This window comes from Bacteroides acidifaciens (genome assembly GCF_024623065.1).
Classification (GTDB): domain Bacteria; phylum Bacteroidota; class Bacteroidia; order Bacteroidales; family Bacteroidaceae; genus Bacteroides; species Bacteroides acidifaciens.
The window spans coordinates 22394-47218 of record NZ_JANJZR010000025.1 but is presented as its reverse complement, the minus strand read 5'-3'; the positions used below and the strand labels follow the sequence as shown (position 1 = coordinate 47218).

20 protein-coding genes are annotated in these 24825 nt (G+C 40.3%); 17 read left to right on the top strand and 3 right to left on the bottom strand.

Annotated features, from left to right (window positions below; translation table 11 throughout):
* From NSB03_RS09620 to NSB03_RS09610, 3 genes are all read right to left on the bottom strand, one after another.
* On the bottom strand, positions 1–1257 hold the full coding sequence (locus NSB03_RS09620) for an L-rhamnose isomerase (protein ID WP_024987939.1): 1257 nt from the start codon (positions 1255–1257) through the stop codon (positions 1–3).
* A 35-nt stretch (positions 1258–1292) separates the two neighbouring features.
* Positions 1293–2750 carry a rhamnulokinase gene (gene rhaB, locus NSB03_RS09615; RefSeq protein WP_024987938.1) on the bottom strand — a complete coding sequence of 486 codons (1458 nt, stop codon included), beginning with the start codon at positions 2748–2750 and terminating at the stop codon, positions 1293–1295.
* 170 nt (positions 2751–2920) lie between these two features.
* Entirely contained in the window at positions 2921–3214 is a 294-nt protein-coding gene (locus NSB03_RS09610; protein ID WP_121766493.1) for a hypothetical protein, read from the bottom strand.
* Between the two features lie 255 nt (positions 3215–3469).
* Here NSB03_RS09610 and NSB03_RS09605 point away from each other — a divergent pair, with 255 nt between their 5' ends.
* The 17 genes from NSB03_RS09605 (at position 3470) to NSB03_RS09525 (ending at position 24486) form a co-directional block, all read left to right on the top strand.
* Positions 3470–5380 carry a hypothetical protein gene (locus NSB03_RS09605; protein ID WP_136014207.1) on the top strand — a complete coding sequence of 637 codons (1911 nt, stop codon included), beginning with the start codon at positions 3470–3472 and terminating at the stop codon, positions 5378–5380.
* Between the two features lie 133 nt (positions 5381–5513).
* Positions 5514–5894 carry a DUF3244 domain-containing protein gene (locus tag NSB03_RS09600; protein WP_024987933.1) on the top strand — a complete coding sequence of 127 codons (381 nt, stop codon included), beginning with the start codon at positions 5514–5516 and terminating at the stop codon, positions 5892–5894.
* 143 nt (positions 5895–6037) lie between these two features.
* Entirely contained in the window at positions 6038–7990 is a 1953-nt protein-coding gene (locus NSB03_RS09595) for a transglutaminase-like domain-containing protein (protein ID WP_128824409.1), read from the top strand.
* Positions 7991–8017: 27 nt separating this feature from the next.
* Positions 8018–9418, top strand: a complete 1401-nt coding sequence (locus tag NSB03_RS09590; RefSeq protein WP_024987931.1) for a radical SAM/SPASM domain-containing protein — start codon at positions 8018–8020, stop codon at positions 9416–9418.
* Positions 9415–9630: a hypothetical protein gene (locus NSB03_RS09585; protein ID WP_024987930.1), complete on the top strand. Its 216-nt coding sequence runs from the start codon at positions 9415–9417 to the stop codon at positions 9628–9630. Before NSB03_RS09590 ends, NSB03_RS09585 begins: the two co-directional genes overlap by 4 nt.
* A 123-nt stretch (positions 9631–9753) precedes the next feature.
* Positions 9754–12051 (top strand): TonB-dependent receptor, encoded by a 2298-nt coding sequence (locus tag NSB03_RS09580; RefSeq protein WP_120468257.1) that lies wholly within the window; start codon positions 9754–9756, stop codon positions 12049–12051.
* A 3-nt stretch (positions 12052–12054) separates the two neighbouring features.
* Positions 12055–13257: a M50 family metallopeptidase gene (locus NSB03_RS09575; RefSeq protein ID WP_024987929.1), complete on the top strand. Its 1203-nt coding sequence runs from the start codon at positions 12055–12057 to the stop codon at positions 13255–13257.
* The gene (locus tag NSB03_RS09570; RefSeq protein ID WP_120468259.1) at positions 13241–15238 is read left to right on the top strand and encodes an O-antigen ligase family protein; all 1998 of its coding nucleotides are present in this window, start codon (positions 13241–13243) and stop codon (positions 15236–15238) included. The genes NSB03_RS09575 and NSB03_RS09570 overlap by 17 nt, the downstream gene beginning before the upstream one ends.
* Before the next feature lie 334 nt (positions 15239–15572).
* Positions 15573–16472 carry a hypothetical protein gene (locus NSB03_RS09565; RefSeq protein WP_257466354.1) on the top strand — a complete coding sequence of 300 codons (900 nt, stop codon included), beginning with the start codon at positions 15573–15575 and terminating at the stop codon, positions 16470–16472.
* 410 nt (positions 16473–16882) lie between these two features.
* Positions 16883–17356: an arginine repressor gene (gene argR / locus NSB03_RS09560; protein ID WP_024987830.1), complete on the top strand. Its 474-nt coding sequence runs from the start codon at positions 16883–16885 to the stop codon at positions 17354–17356.
* A 31-nt stretch (positions 17357–17387) separates the two neighbouring features.
* The gene (locus NSB03_RS09555; protein ID WP_004299851.1) at positions 17388–17966 is read left to right on the top strand and encodes a GNAT family N-acetyltransferase; all 579 of its coding nucleotides are present in this window, start codon (positions 17388–17390) and stop codon (positions 17964–17966) included.
* A 15-nt stretch (positions 17967–17981) separates the two neighbouring features.
* The gene (locus tag NSB03_RS09550; RefSeq protein WP_024987829.1) at positions 17982–19190 is read left to right on the top strand and encodes an argininosuccinate synthase; all 1209 of its coding nucleotides are present in this window, start codon (positions 17982–17984) and stop codon (positions 19188–19190) included.
* On the top strand, positions 19187–20155 hold the full coding sequence (gene argC / locus NSB03_RS09545; RefSeq protein ID WP_024987828.1) for an N-acetyl-gamma-glutamyl-phosphate reductase: 969 nt from the start codon (positions 19187–19189) through the stop codon (positions 20153–20155). Before NSB03_RS09550 ends, argC begins: the two co-directional genes overlap by 4 nt.
* 12 nt (positions 20156–20167) lie before the next feature.
* A complete protein-coding gene (locus tag NSB03_RS09540) occupies positions 20168–21289 on the top strand; it encodes an aspartate aminotransferase family protein (RefSeq protein ID WP_024987827.1) in 1122 nt (373 codons plus the stop codon).
* A gap of 140 nt (positions 21290–21429) precedes the next feature.
* Positions 21430–22203 carry a pyrroline-5-carboxylate reductase gene (gene proC / locus NSB03_RS09535; RefSeq protein WP_024987826.1) on the top strand — a complete coding sequence of 258 codons (774 nt, stop codon included), beginning with the start codon at positions 21430–21432 and terminating at the stop codon, positions 22201–22203.
* A gap of 65 nt (positions 22204–22268) precedes the next feature.
* Positions 22269–22823: a helix-turn-helix domain-containing protein gene (locus NSB03_RS09530; RefSeq protein WP_024987825.1), complete on the top strand. Its 555-nt coding sequence runs from the start codon at positions 22269–22271 to the stop codon at positions 22821–22823.
* Positions 22824–22830: 7 nt separating this feature from the next.
* On the top strand, positions 22831–24486 hold the full coding sequence (locus NSB03_RS09525) for an AMP-binding protein (RefSeq protein ID WP_024987824.1): 1656 nt from the start codon (positions 22831–22833) through the stop codon (positions 24484–24486).
* Positions 24487–24825: the final 339 nt, after the last annotated feature.

Genomic DNA, 24825 nt, shown 5'->3' with positions numbered 1-24825 from the left:
TTATCGTTTAGAAGTTACTTCGGCTTCGTACTTTTCGATTTCCGCAATGAAATCTTCGCCCACCGGAACATTGTTCCTCAAGCAGAACATATCCCATACAGCATTCCACGGAAGCGCTTTTTCTTCTTCGAGCAGAGCCAGACGTTGGAATCCCTGTCCGTTGGCTTCGTATTCACGCAATTTGGCAATCGGTTCGAGCAGGGCGCGAGTCATACATTTCTGTGCGGCACGGCTACCGATTACGTAAGCGCCGATACGGTTGATAGAAGCGTCGAAATAGTCAAGACCATAGTGTACGCGGTCTAATGCGCCACAACGAACGATTTCGCTGAACAGTTCCATAGTCGGGTCGTCCATGATAGTGACGTGGTCGGAATCCCAACGGACCGGACGGCTTACGTGCAACATCAGTTCGGGAACATAAAGCAACAGTGAAGATACTTTGTCAGCCACACTTTCCGTCGGGTGGAAGTGACCGGTATCCAGCGTAATCATCTTGTTGCGTGAAGCACCATAACCGATATAGAAGTCATTGGAACCTACCGTGTAGCTTTCCAGACCGATACCGAACACTTTAGATTCGATACAGTCCTTCATGTTCTTATATTCGGTAGCGAAAATCTGGTCCAGAGAATCTTTCAACAATGCACGATATTTCATGCGGTTCACTGTGATATCTTTGCTTCCGTCGTGCACCCAAAGATTCATGATACACGGGTCGCCCTGTGCCTTACCCATTTCTTCGGCAACTGCACGGCAACGTTTTGTATGCTCAATCCAGAACTGGCGGATACCTTCGTCCGGATTAGAAAGAGACAAATCACCTGACTTCGGATGCGAGAAAGAAGTGGAGTTGAAGTCAAGTTTCATGTTATGTTCCTTACCCCATTCTATCCAGCTCTTGAAATGCTCCGGTTCTACCTGGTCACGGTCTACTACCTTGCCCTGGAAATCACCGTAGATTTCATGCAGATTCAGACGGTGAGTACCCGGAATATAAGAAGCGGCTTTCAAGATGTCGGCACGCAGTTCGTCGATGTTGCGGGCCTTGCCAGGATAGTTGCCGGTAGCTTGGATACCACCGGTCAGTGAACCTGCCTGTACTTCAAATCCTGTTACATCGTCAGCCTGCCAGCAGTGGAGTGACAGATGAAAATCCTGCATAGTCTTCAATACTTGTTCGGTGTCCACACCTACTGCTGCATAACGTTCCACAGCAACCTCATACGCTTTCTGAATCAGTTCTTCTTTTTTCATGATATTCTATTGTTTAAAATGATTATTCTTATTAATTATCGGATACAGTTTTTAAAGTGTATATAAGCCGCGTCCCACGCTTCCGTATCCTGCGGATGATAAGTTTTCAACGGGATGGAACTGTTTATCAACCGGCGCATCCCTGCCACATCCGTCTCTTCACCTGCCGCCATTGCCTGAATCATTACATTACCGATAGCGGTAGCTTCGGACGGCCCCGCAACCACCGGAATACCGATAGCATTGGCAGTAAACTGGTTCAGCAAATCATTACGGCTGCCACCGCCAATCACGTGTAAGGTCTCAATCGGGCGGGGAGACAGTGAACGTAAATTCTCCAATACCTGACGATAACGCAAAGCCAGGCTCTCAAAGATACAGCGCACCACCTGCCCGCGCTGTTCGGGAACAGGCTGTCCGGTGGCATGGCAATATTCTGCAATGGCTTTTTCCATATCCGCAGGATTCGCGAAGCAGTCATCATCGGGATTAATCAAGCTACGGAACGGTTCACAAGCATCTGCCTCACTGATAAGTTCGGGATAACTTGTATCCCCCCAATTCAAACGACAGCGTTCCAGCAACCACATTCCGCAGATATTCTTCAGCAGACGGATAGTTCCTTCCACACCGCCTTCATTGGTAAAGTTCAACGCTTCCGTTTCAGCATTAATCACTGGAGCGTCCGTTTCAACGCCCATCAGCGACCAGGTGCCACTACTCAGATAAGCAAAGTTGCGGTCCAATGCCGGAACAGCGGCAACAGCAGAACCCGTATCATGTCCGGCTACGGCAATCACGGGAATGGCTCCCAGCCCGGTAATCTTCTGCACTTCTTCTGTCAATACTCCGACCTTTTCACCCGGGAATACAAAACGGCCGAAGTTCTTTTCACTCAAGCCGACTGCTTGCAACAATTCCGGTTCGAGACGACGGGTCTGCGCATTCACCAGTTGGGCTGTCGAAGCAATCGTATATTCCGTCACCATTTCCCCGGTCAGCATATAGCTCAATGCATCCGGCATAAACAGAATCTTATCTGCTGCTGCCAACGCACTGTCGTTATTACGACGTAAAGTATCCAACTGAAAAAGTGAATTAAAATTCATTATCTGAATACCCGTCTTACCATATACTTCGCTACGCGAGATGCGGGAGAAAAGAGCTTCCGGTGCTCCTACCGTATGCGGGTCACGATACGCATAAGGCTGGCGAAGCAGGTTTCCGTCTTTTCCGACACATACAAAATCCACTCCCCACGTATCAATGCCGATAGAAGTGATAGATTCACCACGGTGAGCCACCAGTTTCAAGCCGTCAATAATATGACGGTATAATGCATAAATATCCCAATAGAAATGACCACCGACTTCAATCAGATGATTAGGGAAACGGTTAATCTCTTCGAGGTTTAATCCGCCTTCAATGAAAGTTCCCAAGATTGTACGGCCGCTCGTTGCGCCCAGGTCGACTGCAAAAAAGTTTTGTTTCATGGTATTCTGTCTATATATTTAAGGTATCCATTTACCTATATTGCAAAGATAGGCGATTCCCTCCTCGTGCTCCTTACGCATTTTGATTGAAAGGATATACATTTTGACACAAAACAGAAAAAGGATTCTTCAAGTATAGTTTCCATACAATAACAAAACCAAAGAATAACTCAAAACCGATGCGGTTTTGAACTAATTGTGCCGAAAATTACCAAAGCCTCAATAAAGTTTAGTTCTCCTCCTTCACATCCTTCACGGATGGTAATCATTTGTTTGACAGGTGTTTTCTGTGAACAAATAAAGAAAAGTCTTTTCTTCACGCCCTTCACGCCTTCACAATTCCCATAGTTTGCACTTTCACAGCCCGTAACCTTCGCATCTGGATTGTCAATCTTAGCAAATTGAACAGCTTGCACCCAAGAAGCCGACTGGAGTTGTCCATCTAGCCGACTGAGGTTGTCCAATCAGCCGACTATAGTCAGCCAGGTAGACAACTATAGTCGGCGATTAATAAATAGAAATAAAGTATACGATAAGACGGTAGTTTATCAGTAATAAGAAAGCTGATTCTTAATATTGGTAATGAATAAAATATATTCATTACCGCACAAAACAAACGAAAAACTTCTCCCAACAAATGTTTTAAATAAACATAAATTAGCAACGATAAGATAAGCAATGCAGAATCCACAATTGTACTATATATATAAAGCCGAATTATGAAAAACATCAAGCACCCGACCAAAGAACATAACAGACTAATATATTACCTCTGTTTATTTAATCTGATATTCGTAACCTTTGCCTGCCAACAAAAAGGGAGTGGAGATTTACTTTTATCTGCTGCAGATTCATTGATGTCCACCCGTCCGGACAGCGCATTGTATCTACTGGAGAATGTCTGCGTGTCAGAGATAAAAACACCTGCCCAAAATGCTAAATATGCCTTATTACTAACCCAAGCACAAGACAAAAACTACGTTACACCAACCACAGATTCTTTAATTCGTATAGCCACCGAGTATTATGATTCGATAGGTAATGATATAACAATGCAGGCAAAAGCCCATTATTATCTCGGAAGAGTGTATCAGGAATCTGGAAATAATCCTGCCACCATACGCGAATTTCTCAAAGCAATGCCATTAGTGAAACAAGCCAAAGACCATAAACTATTGTGTATGCTATATGGTAACCTTGGGTATGTATACTACCAGCAAGATCTACTGGACAAAGCGGACTCTCTTTATGTATGCGAAGAAGAACTTCTTAAACAAGAGGCTGACTCTGCCCATTTAGCAACGTTACTTGTACAACGAGCGGATATTTGTATTATGAAAGGAGCCGCATTTCATGGCAAAGCCGAAGAGTTGTTAAACCGCGCCTTACCCATTGCTGAAAGACTGAATAATCCATATGTAAAAATAGAAGTTATTAGCTCCCTAAGAATTCTTTATAACGAAATGGAAAAACCGGAAAAGGCTATTTCATATATCAGACGTGAGCTTATGCTGCAAAAAGACACCACTCAACTATATGGCATATATCTAAGTCTAAGCGATGCTTATTACAAAAGCAACCAGAATGACTCAGCAGTTTATTATGCTCATAAATGCCTATTTTCTCCCAGTTTTTACACTAAAGCCGGTGCTTGCATCATACTAGAAAATGTAGCACGAAAAAAAGGAAACTTTGCCGAAGCATTACATTTCAAAGATAACTATGAAGTATATATGGATAGCACAAAACACATTGAACGCACAAAGGAAATTTTAGCAGTTGAAAAAGAGACCCTTCTCCAACAAAGTGAACAAAAACACAGGAGTAACCTATCATTATACTTACATTATATCTACGCCGGGGGTAGTTTCATAATAATACTCATTATTCTTTTTGCATACAAACGAATCAAATACCATCGAAAAGCACAACAACTAAAACAGGAACAGGAATCTCTATTACAAGCTATCTCCACACAATCCATCCAAATGAAAAAAGATATGGAGGATAAAGATGCAGAAATAACGGTGTTGAGACAAAAATGTAGTAAGTATAATGAAGATAAACAATATTTAGATCAACTGAATAGCTGTCTTAATGAGTTATTAAAAGAAAAAAACAAGATATACACAGATATTAAAAAAGCTATTGCAGAAAAAGAGAAAGCGATAGAACAACTTATGCAACAAATACAATTACCAGATGACGCGAAATATAATATCCATTTAACAGAACAACTGACTAACATAAAAAAAGAAAAAAGTTATTTGTTCGACAGTTTATTAACAAGTCAGTCTGTCGCCTACAAGAGTTTATTAACCATAAAACAACACAATTATGAAAATCCGGATGCAACCGAAAAAGTACCGAATGAAATATGGGAAACATTGATTTCGGAAATAGACCAATTAACACATGGGTTTATCAAGCGATTGACGGGGAAGCATGAACGACTATTGAAAGAAGATGTCTATTTCTGCTGTTTGGTTAAAATCGGCATGAAATATGCGGATATTGCGAATGTATTTGGTTGCACTTCCAATGCTGCATACAAAAGAAGAGATGCTATCATGAAGAGGATGGATATAGAGACGCCTATAAAATTTGATATTCTAATAGAAGATATTTAATTGTAATGTATTGATTTTCAACAAGCGTGCATTTGTTAATTAAGTTTTAACAAAATACTACACAAAACAAATCAACGCTAATCCCTATGTTTGCAACATCAAAAATGAAAAACCGAATTTATATTTTACAGACATGAAAAAAGAACTACTTATTTTCGTACTATGCAGTATGCTAGTCACACAATTACCGTGTCTTGCCAATAGTGGGATTGATACTTATTCAACACGCCAAACTGTTATACTACGTGGTTCAGAACAACATTCTACACAACGTACTCTATTCCCAGCACAGGTATTTCTCATGGATCATTTATTAACGACCGAGTCATTAGACTTCGAATCTGATTTTAAAATAACCATAACGAATATATCAACAGGCGAAGTAGTGTATGAGCAAACTTATAATGCTAGCACTAAGTACACAACTATTGATTTAGGAACAGAAGAAACGGGAGAATACAAAATAGAATTGTCGTCAGCAAACTGGCAATTATATGGAAATTTTAGTTTATGAAACCATGACATAACTCATCATATACTAAGAGATTGCCATCTAAGTTTAATTGTACATTTTAAAGCTATTGATAATACATTATTTCATTGGCTCAAGCGTAATAATTGGCATTAGTAAAAATACTATCAATAAAAGATATTTATTTGACATTACAACAAATTCAAATAATGTTAACCTATATGAGACACAGTCATATATTATTAATTATTCTTTATTTCTTTTCGACATCTTGTTCTTCGAGAGACAATAAAAAATTGGCACTTGCATTAGAAAAAGCCAAAGAGAATACAAGCGAACTCTTAAAAGTAATAGAACATTATAAACACGACTCTGATACGTTAAAGTATGCTGCTGCATTATTTTTAATAGAAAATATGTCTTATCACTATGGAGGATATAGCAAAAATATTTCTTTAATTGAGTTAGCTAAAAAAGAATTTGTAATTAATGGAACTGTTCGTTCAGAAATCTTAGATAGCATAAATAGAAATGTCAATTTTGAACAAGTTGCAGATGCAGAATGTATTAAAGCAGACTTTTTAATACATAATATAGATCATGCTTTCGATGCTTGGCGTAAAAGACCATGGGGTAAGTATTATTCTTTTTCAGAATTTTGTGAATATTTACTGCCATATCGGGTTGATAATGAGCCATTGGAAGATTGGAGAGAAATATATGCTGAACGTTATGGTTATCTTTTAGATTCGGTTTACACGGGTTCTGATATCGTAGAAGCAGCAACTACAATTTGTCAGCGCTTACGTGAAGAAGGTTTCCATCATACACATATATTTAACAATATAACTGTTTGTGCATCCCCCTCTTTTCTTCTCGATTATCGCACAGGTGGATGTACAGAAGAAAGTAATTTTACTATCCACGTATTACGTTCTTTAGGTATTCCTGTCCAAAACGATTTCTATGCTTATTCACCAGAAACTTATAGTTCTCATAGTTGGTGTGTATTGTTAGATACAAACAAACAAAATATACCCTTTTGTTATATGGAATATTATCCAATAAGAAACGAAATGAGAACAGACGAACGAAAAAAATGTAAGATTTATAGGAAAACGTTCCAAATACAGGATGATATATTAGCCTCTTGGACTGATGTGACAATTCCTCCTACATTGAAGAAAATTTTTCAGAAAGATGTCTCAAATGAGTACTTTCAAAGCAGATTAAGTCTGCCAGTGAGAGATATAAATAAAAGGTATTATTTAGGAACATTTAATAAAGAACGGATAATTCCTATTTGTAAAGGAGAAATACATGAAGATAGTGTTTCTTTTGGAGCAGTTGAGGATCGTAACATTTATCTACTACTATCTGGAATATCCGAAAAGTTAGAATTAGAGTCTGAACCTTTTGTTTTCATTGATGGCCAACTCCATTATCTTAAAGCAGATTTAAGCAAAATAAAGACTGAAACACTTTACCGCAAATTTCCTCTTTTTAGATGGAATCAGGAACGAATGTATCGAATTATTAAAGCACAATTCTATGGAGGAAATCATCGGAATAGGATTAACAAGAAATTATATGAAGTATGTGACACGCCTTATGTATGCTTTAATACATATCCTATGGATACCTTATACCAAAAGAACAGGTATCTTAAATATATAGCTCGAAATGATGTTTTACTTGAATTAGCAGAGTTACATTTTTTTAATGATCGGGAAGAATTAATACCACAAAACATTATTTCAGGAGAATCATATAATAACAAAGACCCAGAAATGCAATTGAAAAATTGCTTTGATAATGATCCACTTACATACTTTTTATCAAAGAACAAAGGCGATTCAATAATTTTCGATTTCGGCAAAGAGGTTAATATCACATATGCGATCTGCGTACCGCGAAATGACGATAACTTTATCCGCATAGGAGATGAATATGAGTTATTCTATTTTGATAAAAGAAAAGGATGGATTTCTTTATTAAGAAAAGTAGCGAATAAAAATACGATAGAATGCAAAGTACCTGATAATGCTCTTTTGATGCTAAGAGACTGGACACGAGGCAAAGAAGAACAAGTATTCTTTTTTTCTAACCATAAACAGATGTATATCTGTAATATTTAAATGTAAAACTTATTAGAATAAAAAAAAATGGAAAAGCTGAGATTATCATATTACACAATTCCAGTCAAGTTAGAAATTGAAGATGATAAATATCTGTTAACTCATGGCTATACTGGTGCTATTGATATTTTAGATAAAGACATTTGGAAGGAAATAGAAGATTTTTCCAAAACAAGTTCATTACCAGAACAAACTATAGCATATTTACAGAAAAGAGGATATCTAACAACACATACTCAAGAAGAGGAAATTGAGTATGTAAAGAAATTAGCACAACTTCTACATAAAACTCAAAGTAAATTGTACAAAACATTTGGATTCATTATTAGCTATGACTGTAACTTCAGATGTTCTTATTGCTTTGAGAATGGAATATCTAATCATGGGAATCAATGGTCTAAATGGACATTTACAAAAGAGATGGTAGATAAAGCCTATAAAACCATGATGAAAATTGAGCCTAGAAAAGAATTACATTATAAAAATATACTTCTTTATGGGGGTGAACCTTTCTTGCGCCAAAACAAAGAAGTAATAGAATATATTGTTCTGAAAGGTCATCAATTAGGATATACATTCAAAGTAATCAGCAATGGATATGACATTGACTATTTTGAGAACATCTTATCTCCGGAATATTTTAGTTTCTTTCAAATTACACTTGATGGGGATAAAGAAAATCATAATTCTCGTAGATTTCATTATGAAGAAGGAGCCAGTTTTGATAAAATAGTTAATAACATTGGTATCTTATTAAGAAAAAATATTGATGTATCGGTAAGAGTTAATACAGATAGTAACAATTTTCAAGATTTCAAATCGCTAAATGAATTATTTAAAAAACTAGGATTCACATCAAATCCTCATTTCAAAACATACTCTTCCATATTAAGAAAATATAATGAGAATGATAACTGCGATGTTGATATCAATTATTTATCAATGGATACATTTAATAAGCAACATCAAAAGACATACAATGGAGAAATATATTATCAAGACTTTGGCATTTATAGACATTATCTATCATATTTAGAAAATGGTTCTCGTTGCCGTTTATATTCTGCTAGTTGTTCTGCTCAATATGGAAGCTATCTTCTAGATCCCGTAGGAGATATATTTACATGCCTTGAAACAGTCGGAAAACCAGACCAAGTTATTGGGCATTACACAAACGAAGAACCTGAATGGACAGAAGTACGTAAGCATTGGTTTGAAAGAAATACCGGAAATGCTCTTAATTGTCAATCTTGTAAATATGCACTATTATGTGGAGGAGGATGTTTAGCTCGTTCTGTTCATACAAAAGATGGTTTTAAGGCATCTGCTTGTTTCAAATTTAAATCTGTATATCCTCTGTCTGTAAACAGAGCATATTCAACATATAAACAATCACTATTATTAACCACTAATTCAAAAATCAAATGAAAGAATTAAAGAAAAATGCAGTGGCTGGCATTCAGCCTGTTAACGAAGAACTGTGCGACGAGATGTTCGTTCATGAACTGGAAAAACGTTTGGAAACTGATCCATTATTAGCTAATGGATTATTAGACTTGGTCACAACAATGGATGCTTCGTCAGGAGATGTTGACCTCCTTTGTTGGAAATGTGATTCCGAATCCACCAATTGGGGCTAGGCTATTGGAAATGAATATATCTTAAAAAGATACATTCATCCAAGACGATAGAGAATGCTCCTCAATGGAGAATTCTCTATTTTACAGTTAATTTGATTCCTATGATACAATAAATTGAGATATATGAAATATACCGTCGTTTTTTTTGTTTATTTATTGACCATTTTTCTATTTCCACAAATTCTTTATGCCCAATGCAGCATTGCTGGTAAAGTAACAGATTTGGAAGGCCAATCATTATCATATGTTTCAGTACAACTATTCCGTGTCGATTCAAGCTTTGTGACTGGTACAACCACTGACACATTAGGCTATTATCAATTTACAAAGGTTTCCCCTTCACCTTATTTTATAGTTTTTTCCTCAATAGGATATAAAAAGCAAATAGTTAACGCCAATACAACAGAGAAGAAAAACGAACTACCACCAGTGATAATGGAAACAGATAACATAGAGTTGAACGAAGTGGTGGTAAAAGGAGCTTCTGTTATCCGGCAAAAGGATAGGCTACTCATTTTGCCTGACAAGCAACAGGTAAAACAAGCAGGTACAGGGTATGATTTATTATATAATTTGATGATTCCTGGAATGGAAGTGGACAGGATAAAGGGAAAAGTAAAAACATTTGGTGGGGAAGCCACTTTATATATTGATGGGAGGAAAGCTGATTATCGAGAAGTGCAGAGTTTAAGACCACGAGATATAGAGAAAGTAGAGTATTTCGACACACCATCAGGGAGGTACGCCGACGATGTTGCTGCAATCAACTATGTTACCCGTCAGTACAAGTCAGGGGGATACGTGGCAATTGATGGACGGCAAGCTATGGGATACCTCAATGGAGACTATAACATAGTGAGCAAACTGTCACATGGCAACATGAATTATACGCTTTTTGCGGGATATAGCATGAACAAATACAAGGGGGATATAAATGATAATCACGAATATTTTATCTTTCCTAAATATGCTATAGATAGAAAAACTAATACACTGGATAATAAGGTTAAGAGCGACAACCAATATGTACAGTTAAACATAGCTAACCAGAATAAAAAACGTAATTTATTGGCGAAAATATCATTCGTGCGTAATGATGCACCAGACAACTTTAGCCGGGAATTACTTGAGTATGGCGGCGGACACACAATGAATAAAGAGTCGAGCAAAACAACTAATCAGTCCGGCAATATGCCTACTATAGATTTATATGGATATTTTAACTTGAAAAACAATCAGTATATTGAGTCGTCATTGGCAGGTACCTATGCTAATAATTCTTATTCTTACAATTACCTGGAAGATAAATATACCACTTTAACTCATACAAAAGAAGATATCTATACAGTTCGAGCAGATATAAAGTATGGAATACGATGGAAAGAACGCAATGCTTTATCTCTCCGAATAGGGCACTATCATACCATTAGTTCTTCCCATTATGATGGAAACAATTCATCTTGGCAGCATTTATGGACAGGCCAAACCTTGTTTTATGCAGAATACAATCGAATGTTTAAAAAGAATCTAACATTCAGTGTATCCCCCGGATTATCGTCACTGCAATATCGCTTACATAACGAGAAGCGTATTAGCCAAATCTCACCACGCTTGAAAACAAATTTAACTTATCGAATCTCCAGCCTACATCAAATCGTTTTCAATGGAGTTTTAGGCAACACACAACCTCAAATTTCCCAATTAAGTAATGCTGTACAAGAAATTGATTCATTAATCATTAAAAGAGGAAATCCTAACTTGGATAATACTATTTTTGGAGATGTCAATTTCAACTATAGCGGCCAGTTTAAAAACCTCAATCTATATGCGGCACTTCATTACGAAAGAGTTGAACATGTTAATACTGATGAGTTTTTTATTAAAGACGGTAGACTCATAAACACCTTTCGTAGTGATGTAAGTGCCCATCATCATGAAGGCATGCTATCCGCCACATGGAAAGTGTCGGAAAATTTTCGTTTAAAAATGGACGGATATTGGTCAATTACTTCTCTCTTTAAAGGGATTTCCGACAAATCGAGCAGTCTTTCCGGATTGATTCAAATGGACTATTACTGGAAAGATTTATCATGTAGTCTTTATGGCAAAACAAGTTCGAAAAGTTTTAGTGCAGATTTGATCCATAAATATGAACCGGCTAAATACGGATTAACGGCACGCTGGAGTTGTGGAAACTGGTTGGTGGAAGCAGGAGCGGAAAGCCCTTTTACCAAACACCGCCAGTGGAAACAATCAGTGACATTAGATGCTTACAATTACACAAATTATGTGACAGGGCGCATATATCAACAGACAGGCTTTCTAAAAGTGATTTATACACATAATTTCGGAAAGAAAACCGCACGAGACGACAATAACACGAACAGACATATTAACAGTGCCATCCTAAAAGCTTATTAAAAGATGAATAAATACAACACTATCAGCATTTCTCCGTTCTCTTCTTCCACAGAAAAGGAGCATTATCTACTTTCTTGCAACGGGAGATATTTTGAGGTTAACCAGCCCTTAGCAGAATTATTAACTGACCTACAACAGAATGAGACTCAAGAAGCAGCTATACAAACTTATATTAATAAGAAAGAGGGAAAATATACCTTTGAACAGACAGAAAGTCTCATTAAAAAGCATATTGACCCTCTTCTTACAATTCCCAAAGAGAAAGAATGTACATTCCTTTACGAAAAGGAACTTCTAACAGCCGCCACTGTTGAGCGTTTTTCAAAAAGATTTTCTTTTCTATTCAATAGGAAATTTATGTGGAGCTTGCTATCTATAGCAACAATTATGGACATATTCTTTTTTATCAATGTTCCCGACTTATTAGTTTTCAATAACAGAGCAAATGCTTTTGGTATGGCAGGACTGCTGATATTTATGTTAGTATCTTCATTCTTTCACGAATTAGGACATGCCTCAGCTTGTAAATATTGTGGGGTAAAACACGGAAGTATCGGTTTTGGGATCTACTTAAATTTTCCCGTCCTATATACAGATGTAACGGAAATATGGAAATTAAATAGAAAGCAACGATTTATGGTAAATATCGCAGGGGTCTATTTCCAATGTTTCTTTCTTATAGTTTTACTGGTCGGTTTCTGGATGACCGGTGACGATATGCTGCGATATATGATATTAATTCTCAATTTAGGCTTTTTGATGACTCTCAATCCATTCTTTAAATTCGATGGTTACTGGATTGTATCTGACCTCCTAGGAGTGCCAAGTTTACGTAAACGTTCTATTGAAATAATCAAATATTACTGGTATCGAATTATGAGACGCCGCATCCAACAAATGCCCTATTTATTGCGGATAGGTCTCGCGGAGAGATGGGGACTGGCGATATACGCGGTGATAGTGAATTTCTTCATGGGATACTATTTCATATACATTATTCCACGTTTCCTATATAATTTTCTGCTTTCATTTCCAAGAGAGATGCAGGAACTCATTCTCTATTTGTCTAATAACCTAACACCTCCTTTTGCTTTAATGCGCAACATCGGAATACAACTGTTGTTCCTCGCACTATTGGGATACCTATTTACGAAAATGATTCGTAGTCTGAAAAAACAGAATAGCAAGAATGGAGAACAAGCTTAATACCAGTTTTTATGTGGCTACAATATTGCTACTGGCAGTGTTGACAATAGAGATATTCCAATTCAAAGACCATTACCGGATTGGAATGCTATTGTCAATTGTAGCTCTAGCATTTGTCCGCCCGCTTCCTATCCAACAATGGACATTTATAGACTGGACGTTGAGTATCATAGTAGCCTATGATTTAGTATTATGCTTTTATGCCAGTTGTGCTGTACCAGCTGTATACAACATGATATTTTCATTCTATGGATTCACCGTTTATTTGATTGTGAGGAAGCTTTTGGCTACCGGCAAATCTCTGAATCTATTTCAGGTAGGAAGTTATTTACCTATTGGGGCAGCTCTGATACTGACTGTCTGTTCGTTTATTATATTCCGCAATTCCGTATTAGAGGCAGGCTTCACAGACACCTATCATTTTCGTTTTTTATTCCGCCCATTAGGATATGTAACCAATGTATGGGCAGAAATACTATTAGTACTTTTAGGGTGGATTTGTTTTATACGCCGCTATTCCAGTATATTCATATTTCTAACAATAGTAACGATTTTGCTCTCTTTCTCCAGAGGGGCTTATGTTGCACTAGGCATTTACTTGGTGATATGGATCGCTGCAACTAAAAGTGCCAAGCACTGGAAACCGCTGCTCGCCGTTTTTGCAGCCATTGCTATAATCGCTATACTTTTCCCTACCGAAATGAAAACTACCCTGCGCATGAATGCCACTGTTTCACAACAACGGAGTAGCGAATGGAGAATAAATTCGACTTATGCCGCTTGGGAGATTTTTGAGAAGCATCCCATTCTCGGATATGGAAACGGAAGCTATACCCTTGTTATAGATGAATCACTAAATCAAGACAGTACTGTTCCTTTTACAACTTTTGCACCAAACATTATTATCAAATTACTAATTGAAAAGGGCATCATTGGAATAATACCTTATCTACTGTTGCTAGTAGAGATAATCGGAATTGCATTAAGCCGTAGAAAAGACGAAAATACTTGGATAATCATTGCTACTTTAATCGCATTGTCGACCAAAGAAATGGCACAATCAACAATGTTCGACATTCCTTTTGTATGGCTTATGTTTTTTATATTGTTAGCTTTTCTACAAAGACAAGCGCCCGAACCAGAAATTTGTGAGCCGGCAAAAGATAGAAAATCATACTTAATACCAGGGTTGTTATTAACCGTTTATGGAGGTGGAATCTTATTCGTCAACCTCGACTCGCAACGATATAATATTCCAGGAAATAGAATTCCTTATTTAGTGAATCAGGGAATGGAATGTGCTAAAAACTACCAAGAGATAAAACAGGATATTTATGCAGAGAAAGCAATATCTTTTTTGAAAAAAGCTCAAAAATATAGCCCGAGAGATGTTCAACTCACTTATTTATTGTCTCAGTTGTATTTGCAAACAGATAAAATGGATCAAGGATATTGCCTTTTAGAAAACCTAGCATACGATTATCCCAATAATTCTCTTTACTCTTGGGCATTTGGAAATGTATGTTACCAAAAAGGGTTATTAAAGAAATCTATTAATCCTCTTGTAAAAGCAATTTTTAATAATCCTCGTTTATTAACAATGCAGCAAGTTAAGGAATGGAAAAATAATGATTCAGCATTTTATCATGAGTTAAAAAAAGAAATCTACAGATATTCTACTCAACACTTACAAAGTCCATCAGATTTGGCACGATATGGATATATAATGCATTGGTTTGGAGATTATGCATCAGCAACAAAGGCTTTAAGAAAAGCGGTAGAAGCTTTGCCAAGTCTAACAACATCCTGGCGTTTGCTGGGAGAAGAAAAGAAATATCGGTTATTAAAATTTGGAGCTTTAAAAAAAGACATATTTTCAACCGATGTCATTAAAGAGCCAGAAATAACAAACCAACTATTGCTTGATATGGTTTATAAGACGAAATTTTATAAATGGTACGGGGTAGAGTTTGAATACTAAAAATAATCGAATCTGAATACTTTATGGGAGTTAGTTGCTTCACTCTGCTTTTAACCTTCCCAAACGGAAAAAGCCGCATTGCTAATGGTATGCTTCGACACAATCTACAACGGCACCCGTACTAAAACCATCGACACTATTAACACAAAGGCGAAAGAAGACTTTAAAAAAGAAAGGCTGAAGGTTGACATACGAATGCAGGGCTGGGAGTAGGGAACTAAATATTAATGATTATGATGAAAATCATGTTTACAAATTTAAATTTGCAACATGGTATTCAAGTCGATTATTAAATGTAAAAATATAAGCTATGAAGATATTTTTCAGTTAATTCATGATCAATGTATTATCAACATTATCGGTATTAGCACAAATTTCAGTTCGTATAATAGACGAAGGCGATCAACCTTTGTCATTTAATGGAAATAATGTGTCATTCGGCTATGTAGAAGATAATTGCATCTATATCATTTTATCAAAAGTGGGGAAAAAATACATCCCTTTCACCGATCCATTTATATTTGATGGGAAACAGTTCAATTATTTTTCAACAGATAATAAAGGAAGCAAATCGGAAGATATTAAGATTTACCGAAAGTTCCCGTTCTTTGCATGGAATAAGGATAGAATGTACAAAATTGTAGATTCTAAGTTTGAGGAAAGTAATACGATTGATTTCAGCCATCCTGAAATGCTATACCATATATGTGATACGTCTAAAGTTTGCTATAATGAATTGATGGTGCAGAATAAACAAAAATACCGCTATGTACGATACAAAGTCAGGGAAAATGCTTTTCTCGAATTAGCAGAACTACACTTTTATCAAGACCGACAAGAAGTGAAACCTGTAAATATAGTCGCATGCGAACCATATAATGCTAATGACGATGAATTTAAACTAGCGAATTGCTTCGATTATGCCCCGCTCACCTATTTTCTGTCTAAGAAAGAAGGACAGGAACTTATTTTTGACTTTGGTTCAGAAGTTTTAATTAATAAGATTTTATGTATTCCACGCAACGACGACAATTTTATCCGTCCGGGAGATACCTATGAACTCTTTTATTGGGGAAAAGATAAAAAGTGGATTTCGTTAGGTAAACAAAAGGCAAAAGGTGTTTATTTACAATTATTGCTGTCCGGTAAAAAACGACAAAATCATATATTCTCTACAAATATAATAAGTTACACCTGTTTTACGAAAAAGGGCTTGTCATTTGAGGCGATGTGAAATTGGTAGCATTAAGCATCAAAAAGCCCTTAAAAGACATCTATACGAGTCTGTTTCATGCTGTATGAGATAAAAATAGTCCATTTCCTATCATGTCAAAGTTTTACCGGACAGCAATAATTTACAATACAAAGATGTTCCCCGGAACGCACTACTTTTCCTTCATAATGAAACCCGGGGAAAAGAGGAAGAGGTATTTTTCTTGAGAGATGGCGAACAATATTTTGTTAACAGCTTGCCTATAGACTAACCTTCAACATCGCATAATTCAAATAACGATATTGGCATCCAAGCTATCTTTCTAATAACAATATCCTGTTTTTTTCTATTTTATGCAAAAAAACAGGATATTATGCATCTCTTCTCCGAAATAATGCATATTTTTGCGTCATCATTAGAATAATTATACAATGAAGAAGAAAGCAAATCGGTTAGACGCCATCAAAATGATTATCTCAAGCAAAGAGGTAGGCTCGCAGGAAGAACTACTGCAAGAGCTGAACCGCGAAGGCTTCGAACTGACGCAGGCCACCCTCTCACGAGACTTGAAACAACTGAAAGTAGCCAAGGCTGCCAGTATGAACGGAAAGTATGTATATGTACTGCCGAATAACATTATGTATAAACGTTCTACCGACCAAAGTGCCGGCGACATGTTACGCAATAACGGATTTATCTCTTTGCAGTTCTCCGGTAACATAGCTGTTATCCGTACCCGTCCCGGTTATGCCAGCAGCATGGCTTATGACATCGACAACAATGAGTTCACCGAAATTCTCGGAACCATTGCCGGAGACGATACGATAATGTTAGTGCTTCGTGAAGGAGTTGCCGCAAGCAAGATACGCCAGCTTTTGTCACTCATCATCCCAAATATCGAATAATTATAATTATACCTATATTATACATAAAGAAATGGACACTCAACAAATAGATGTTATGGTAGCCGACGCCTCGCATGAGGTTTACGTTGACACTATTTTGGAAACTATCAGAAATGCTGCCGCCGTACGAGGAACAGGAATCGCAGAACGTACACACGAATACGTAGCGACAAAGATGAAAGAAGGCAAAGCAATCATCGCCCTTTGCGGCGACACGTTTGCCGGATTCACCTATATCGAATCATGGGGAAACAAGCAATATGTAGCCACTTCCGGCCTGATTGTTCATCCCGACTTCCGCGGATTGGGACTGGCAAAACGCATCAAACAGGCTTCTTTCCAACTGGCACGGCTCCGATGGCCGAAAGCGAAAATATTCAGCCTCACCTCCGGAGCAGCCGTGATGAAGATGAATACGGAACTGGGATACGTACCCGTCACCTTCAACGAACTGACGGACGACGAAGCCTTCTGGAAAGGGTGCGAAGGATGCATCAACCATGATATTCTGGTTGCCAAGAACCGTAAGTTCTGTATCTGCACAGCCATGCTGTACGACCCGACAGAACCGCGGAACATTAAAAAAGAACAAGAAAGAAATAACATTTAAAAAATATACAGCACTATGGAAGAAAAGAAGAAAAAAGTAGTGGTGGCATTCAGCGGCGGACTGGATACATCGTTCACCGTCATGTACCTCGCCAAAGAAAAAGGTTACGAAGTATATGCAGCTTGTGCCAATACAGGCGGTTTCAGTGAAGAACAACTGAAAACAAATGAAGAGAACGCCTACAAACTGGGAGCAGTAAAATACGTTACACTCGACGTTACCCGGGAATACTACGAGAAAAGCTTGAAATATATGGTTTTCGGAAATGTGCTGCGCAACGGTACTTATCCGATTTCGGTCAGTTCCGAACGTATCTTCCAGGCACTGGCTATCGCACGTTATGCGAACGAAATCGGCGCAGACGCCATTGCCCACGGTTCTACCGGAGCAGGTAACGACCAAATCCGTTTCGACATGACTTTCCTTGTGTTGGCTCCGAATGTAGAAATCATCACGCTGACCCGTGATATGGCATTGAGCCGCCAGGAAGAAATAGACTATCTGAACAAGCATGGTTTCAGCGCGGATTTCACCAAACTGAAATACTCGTACAACGTAGGTCTGTGGGGGACGTCCATCTGCGGCGGCGAAATCCTCGACTCCGCACAAGGACTGCCCGAAACCGCCTACCTCAAACACGTCGAAAAAGAAGGCAGCGAACAGCTCCGCCTCACCTTCGAAAAAGGCGAACTGAAAGCCGTCAACGACGAGAAGTTTGACGACCCGATTAAAGCCATCCAGAAAGTGGAAGAAATCGGTGCCGCCTACGGCATCGGCCGTGACATGCATGTGGGGGACACCATTATCGGCATCAAAGGCCGTGTAGGATTCGAAGCAGCCGCCCCGATGCTGATTATCGGCGCCCATCGCTTCCTCGAGAAATATACACTGAGCAAATGGCAGCAATACTGGAAAGACCAGGTGGCCAACTGGTACGGTATGTTCCTCCACGAAAGCCAATACCTCGAACCGGTGATGCGCGACATCGAAGCCATGTTGCAGGAAAGCCAGCGCAACGTGAACGGTACGGCTATCCTCGAGCTCCGCCCGCTCTCCTTCTCTACCGTAGGCGTGGAATCGGAAGACGACCTCGTGAAGACCAAATTCGGAGAATACGGCGAAATGCAGAAAGGATGGACGGCCGAAGACGCCAAAGGATTTATCAAAGTGACCTCTACCCCGCTACGCGTTTACTATAACAACCACAAAGACGAAGAGATATGATTAAAGCAGGAATCATCGGCGGCGCAGGATATACGGCAGGCGAACTAATCCGTCTGCTGCTCAACCATCCGGAGACTGAAATCGTATTTATCAACAGCAGCAGTAATGCCGGAAACAGAATCACCGACGTACACGAAGGCTTGTACGGAGAAACAGACTTGAGATTCACCGACCAGTTGCCTCTGGACGAAATCGACGTCCTCTTTTTCTGCACCGCCCACGGCGATACGAAGAAATTCATGGAAAGCCACCACATACCGGAAGAGCTGAAGATTATCGACCTCTCCATGGACTACCGCATCAAGAGTGACGACCACGACTTCATCTACGGCCTGCCGGAACTGAACCGCCGCGCCACCTGTACGGCAAAGCACGTAGCCAACCCCGGCTGTTTTGCCACCTGCATCCAGCTCGGTCTGCTCCCGCTTGCCAAGAACCTGATGCTGACGGACGATGTAATGGTAAACGCCATCACAGGAAGCACGGGAGCCGGAGTGAAACCGGGTGCCACCAGTCATTTCAGTTGGAGAAACAACAACATGAGTGTGTACAAAGCATTCGAGCACCAGCACGTGCCGGAAATCAAGCAATCGCTGAAACAGCTGCAAAACAGCTTCGATGCGGAGATAGACTTCATCCCATACCGTGGCGATTTCGCCCGCGGTATCTTTGCCACGATGGTAGTCAGAACCAAAGTAGCGCTGGAAGAAATCGTCCGCATGTATGAGGAATATTATGCAAAAGACTCCTTTGTACACATCGTAGAGAAGAATATCGACCTCAAACAAGTAGTCAACACCAACAAGTGCCTGATACATCTGGAGAAACACGGTGAGAAGCTATTGATTGTCTCCTGTATCGACAACTTGCTGAAAGGCGCCAGCGGACAGGCGGTTCATAACATGAACCTGATGTTCAATCTGGAAGAAACGGTGGGACTGCGGCTGAAGCCTTCAGCCTTTTAAAAACAAAGAATTATGAAATTATTCGACGTATATCCTTTATATAACATCAACATTGTCAAGGGCGACGGTTGCAAAGTATGGGATGAGAACGGAACGGAATATCTGGACCTCTACGGAGGTCATGCCGTTATCTCTATCGGACATGCACACCCTCACTATGTAGAGATGATTGGCAACCAGGTAGCCAATCTTGGTTTCTACTCAAACTCGGTCATCAACAAGCTGCAACAACAGGTAGCCGAACGGCTGGGAAAGATTTCCGGCTACGAAGACTACAGCCTGTTCCTGATTAACAGTGGAGCCGAAGCGAACGAGAATGCCTTGAAGCTGGCCTCCTTCTATAACGGACGTACCAAAGTGGTTTCTTTCAATAAGGCATTCCACGGACGGACGTCTCTGGCGGTAGAAGCGACCAACAATCCTTCCATCATCGCCCCTATCAACAATAACGGTCATGTCACCTATCTCCCGCTCAACGACGTGGAAGCGATGAAACAGGAACTGTCTAAGGGAGACACATGCGCCGTTATCATTGAAGGAATACAAGGGGTAGGCGGTATCAAGATACCGGGCACCGAATTTATGCAGGAGCTCCGCAAAGCTTGCAGCGAAACAGGAACGATCCTGATTCTCGACGAGATTCAGAGCGGATACGGACGTAGCGGCAAATTCTTCGCTCATCAGTACAATGACATCAGACCGGACATTATCACCGTAGCCAAAGGCATCGGCAACGGTTTCCCGATGGCGGGCGTTCTTATCAGTCCGATGTTCAAGCCTGTGTACGGACAGCTAGGAACCACTTTCGGCGGAAACCATCTGGCATGCTCGGCAGCCCTCGCCGTAATGGACGTTATCGAACAGGAAAACCTGGTAGAAAACGCAGCGAAAGTGGGCAACTACTTGCTGGAAAAGTTGAAGAAATTCCCGCAAATCAAAGAAGTGCGCGGACGCGGGCTTATGATTGGACTCGAATTCGAAGAACCCATCAAGGAATTGCGCAGCCGTCTCATCTATGACGAACACGTCTTCACGGGAGCAAGCGGCACGAACGTACTGCGTCTTCTGCCGCCCCTCTGCCTCAGCATGGAAGAAGCAGACGAGTTCCTCGCACGGTTCAAGAAAGCACTTTAACCGCTCATTTGATTAATAATAAACAGCCAACGATAAAAGCAGCCTCTATCAGAATTTTATTTCTTATTCAGGCTGCTTTTTGTTTTTTCGCAATTTACCGTTACCTTTGCCTATGACAACTCATTAAAAACAAGCGTAATATGAAAATAGCCATTATCGGTGCAGGAAACATGGGCGGTTCAATAGCCCGCGGCCTGGCAAAAGGAAGCCTGATAGACGATGCGGATATCATCGTGTCCAATCCGAGTGCCGGAAAACTAGAGAAACTGAAAATGGAATTTCCGGGTATCTCTACAACTCACAATAACGCGGAAGCTGCCACAGGTGCAGATATTGTCATCCTTGCTGTCAAACCATGGTTTATAGAACCGGTGATGCGCGAATTGAAACTGAAAAGCAAACAGATACTCATCTCGGTAGCTGCCGGCATCAGTTTCGAGGAACTGGCGCATTATGTGGTATCACCGGAAATGCCGATGTTCCGCCTTATCCCCAACACCGCTATCAGCGAACTGGAAAGCATGACACTTGTTGCCGCCCGCAATACGAACGATGAACAAGACAAATTCATCCTCCGGTTGTTCAGCGAGATGGGAACCGTGATGCTTATTCCCGAAGATAAGATAGCGGCAGCCACCGCACTGGCCTCCTGCGGCATTGCTTACGTATTGAAATACGTTCAGGCAGCCATGCAAGCCGGCATCGAAATGGGAATCCGTCCGAAGGATGCGATGACCATGGTAGCACAATCACTGAAAGGAGCAGCCGCACTGATTCTAAACAACGACACCCACCCCAGTGTGGAAATAGACAAAGTAACCACTCCGGGAGGAATCACCATCAAAGGAATCAATGAACTGGAACACAACGGATTCACCTCCGCCGTTATCCAAGCCATGAAAGCCTCCAAATAAATGATTAACCACTAACTAAATCACTGATAAATAATTAACCACTAAACAATTAATCACCAAATAATATGAATGACCAAATTAAACAAATCGCAGAACGCCTCCGCGGATTGCGTGATGTACTGGAACTGACTTCTGAGGACATTGCCCGCGAAAGCGACATCTCTGCTGAAGAATACCGCCGTGCAGAGACCGGAGAATATGACATCTCCGTCAGCATGCTGCAAAAAATAGCGCGCACCTACAATGTCTCACTCGACACGCTGATGTTCGGCGAAGAACCTAAGATGAGCAGTTATTTCGTGACCCGTGCCGGCAAAGGCGTCAGCATCGAACGTACGAAAGCCTACAAATACCAGTCACTGGCATCGGGCTTCATGAACCGCACCGCCGACCCGTTCATCGTTACCGTCGAACCGAAAGGGGACGACGAACCTATCCACTACAACCAACACACCGGACAAGAGTTCAACCTGGTCATCGAAGGCAGGATGCTTATCAACATCGAAGGCAAAGAAATCATCCTCAACCAAGGCGACAGCATCTATTTCAATTCCAAACTTCCACATGGCATGAAAGCGCTCGATGGCAAGACATTACGTTTTCTGGCAGTAATTATGTAATAACATCATGGTAGAAAGATTTTTATCACAGACCTCTTTCAGCTCACAAGAGGATTTTATCAAAAACTTGAAAATAAACGTTCCGGAGAACTTCAACTTCGGCTATGACGTAGTAGACGCCTGGGCCGCCGAACAACCTGACAAGAACGCTTTGCTTTGGACAAATGACAAAGGCGAGAGCCGCCAATTCTCATTTGCCGACATGAAGCGTTATACGGATATGACCGCCTCTTACTTCCAGAGCCTGGGCATCGGTCGGGGCGACATGGTGATGCTGATTCTGAAACGCCGCTATGAGTTCTGGTTTAGCATTATCGCCCTTCACAAACTGGGGGCAACCGTTATTCCGGCTACTCACCTGCTGACCAAGAAGGATATTATCTATCGTTGCAACGCTGCCGACATCAAAATGATTGTAGCTGCCGGCGAAGGAATCATCCTGCAACATATCAAAGAGGCTCTTCCCGAATGTCCCACGGTTGAAAAGTTAATCAGTGTCGGACCGGAAATCCCGGAAGGCTTCGAAGATTTCCATCAGGGCATCGAGAATGCCGCCCCGTTCGTACGTCCGCGCCATGCGAACACTAACGACGACATCTCTCTGATGTATTTTACTTCCGGCACCACAGGCGAACCTAAGATGGTGGCACATGACTTTACCTATCCGTTAGGTCATATCGTTACCGGTAGTTTTTGGCACAACCTGAACGAGAACAGCCTGCACCTCACCATTGCCGATACCGGCTGGGGAAAAGCTGTATGGGGAAAACTCTACGGACAGTGGATTGCCGGAGCCAATATCTTCGTCTACGACCATGAGAAGTTTACGCCGGGAGACATTCTTGAAAAGATACAAAACTATCATGTCACCTCTCTCTGCGCGCCTCCTACCATCTTCCGCTTCCTGATTCACGAAGACCTGACAAAGTACGACTTGTCTTCACTCAAATACTGCACCATTGCCGGAGAAGCATTGAACCCTGCCGTATTTGATACATTCAAGAAACTGACAGGTATCAAACTGATGGAAGGTTTCGGACAGACGGAAACTACCCTGACCATCGCCACCATGCCATGGATGGAACCGAAACCGGGAAGCATGGGGCTGCCGAACCCTCAATACGATGTTGACTTGATTGACCACGAAGGTCGTTCCGTTGAAGCCGGTGAACAGGGGCAAATCGTAATCCGTACCCATAAAGGAAAACCTCTCGGACTTTTCAAAGAGTATTATCGCGATGCGGAACGTACACATGAAGCCTGGCACGACGGCATCTATTATACAGGAGACGTTGCCTGGAAAGACGAAGACGGCTATCTCTGGTTTGTAGGCCGTGCAGACGACGTTATCAAGAGTTCCGGTTACCGCATCGGTCCATTCGAAGTGGAAAGTGCCTTGATGACTCATCCGGCTGTTGTGGAATGTGCCATCACCGGAGTACCCGACGAGATTCGCGGACAGGTGGTAAAAGCCACGATTGTTCTATCCAAAGACTATAAGAATCGCGCCGGAGAAGAACTGATTAAGGAATTGCAGAACCACGTGAAGAAAGTGACTGCTCCTTATAAATATCCGCGTGTCATCGAGTTCGTGGAAGAACTCCCAAAGACAATCAGCGGTAAGATACGCCGGGTGGAGATTCGTCAGAATGATAAGAAATAAACAAGAAACGTTCTATCCAGAATGAAATGCCGGTTGTAATGGAAGAGTTACATCCGGCATTTTTTATCATCCACAGTCACTGTTCATTTCTTTACATTCACTCAAAACTGGAAGTATCGTTTTTTCGTTCAATATTTAGCTTTCTACACATCGGCCCCTATCATGGCAAGTGATAATAAAAATGATGAATTTGAAACTTTGATGGAGAAAATCAGGGAAGACTTTGCACAAAACCCGCTTATAGAGGAAGAATTCTCTTTATTACACCGATTTATTGGAATATATCATTAAAAACTACTATATTTGCTATATAATTCAGGATATTTTATCCCCAAACGA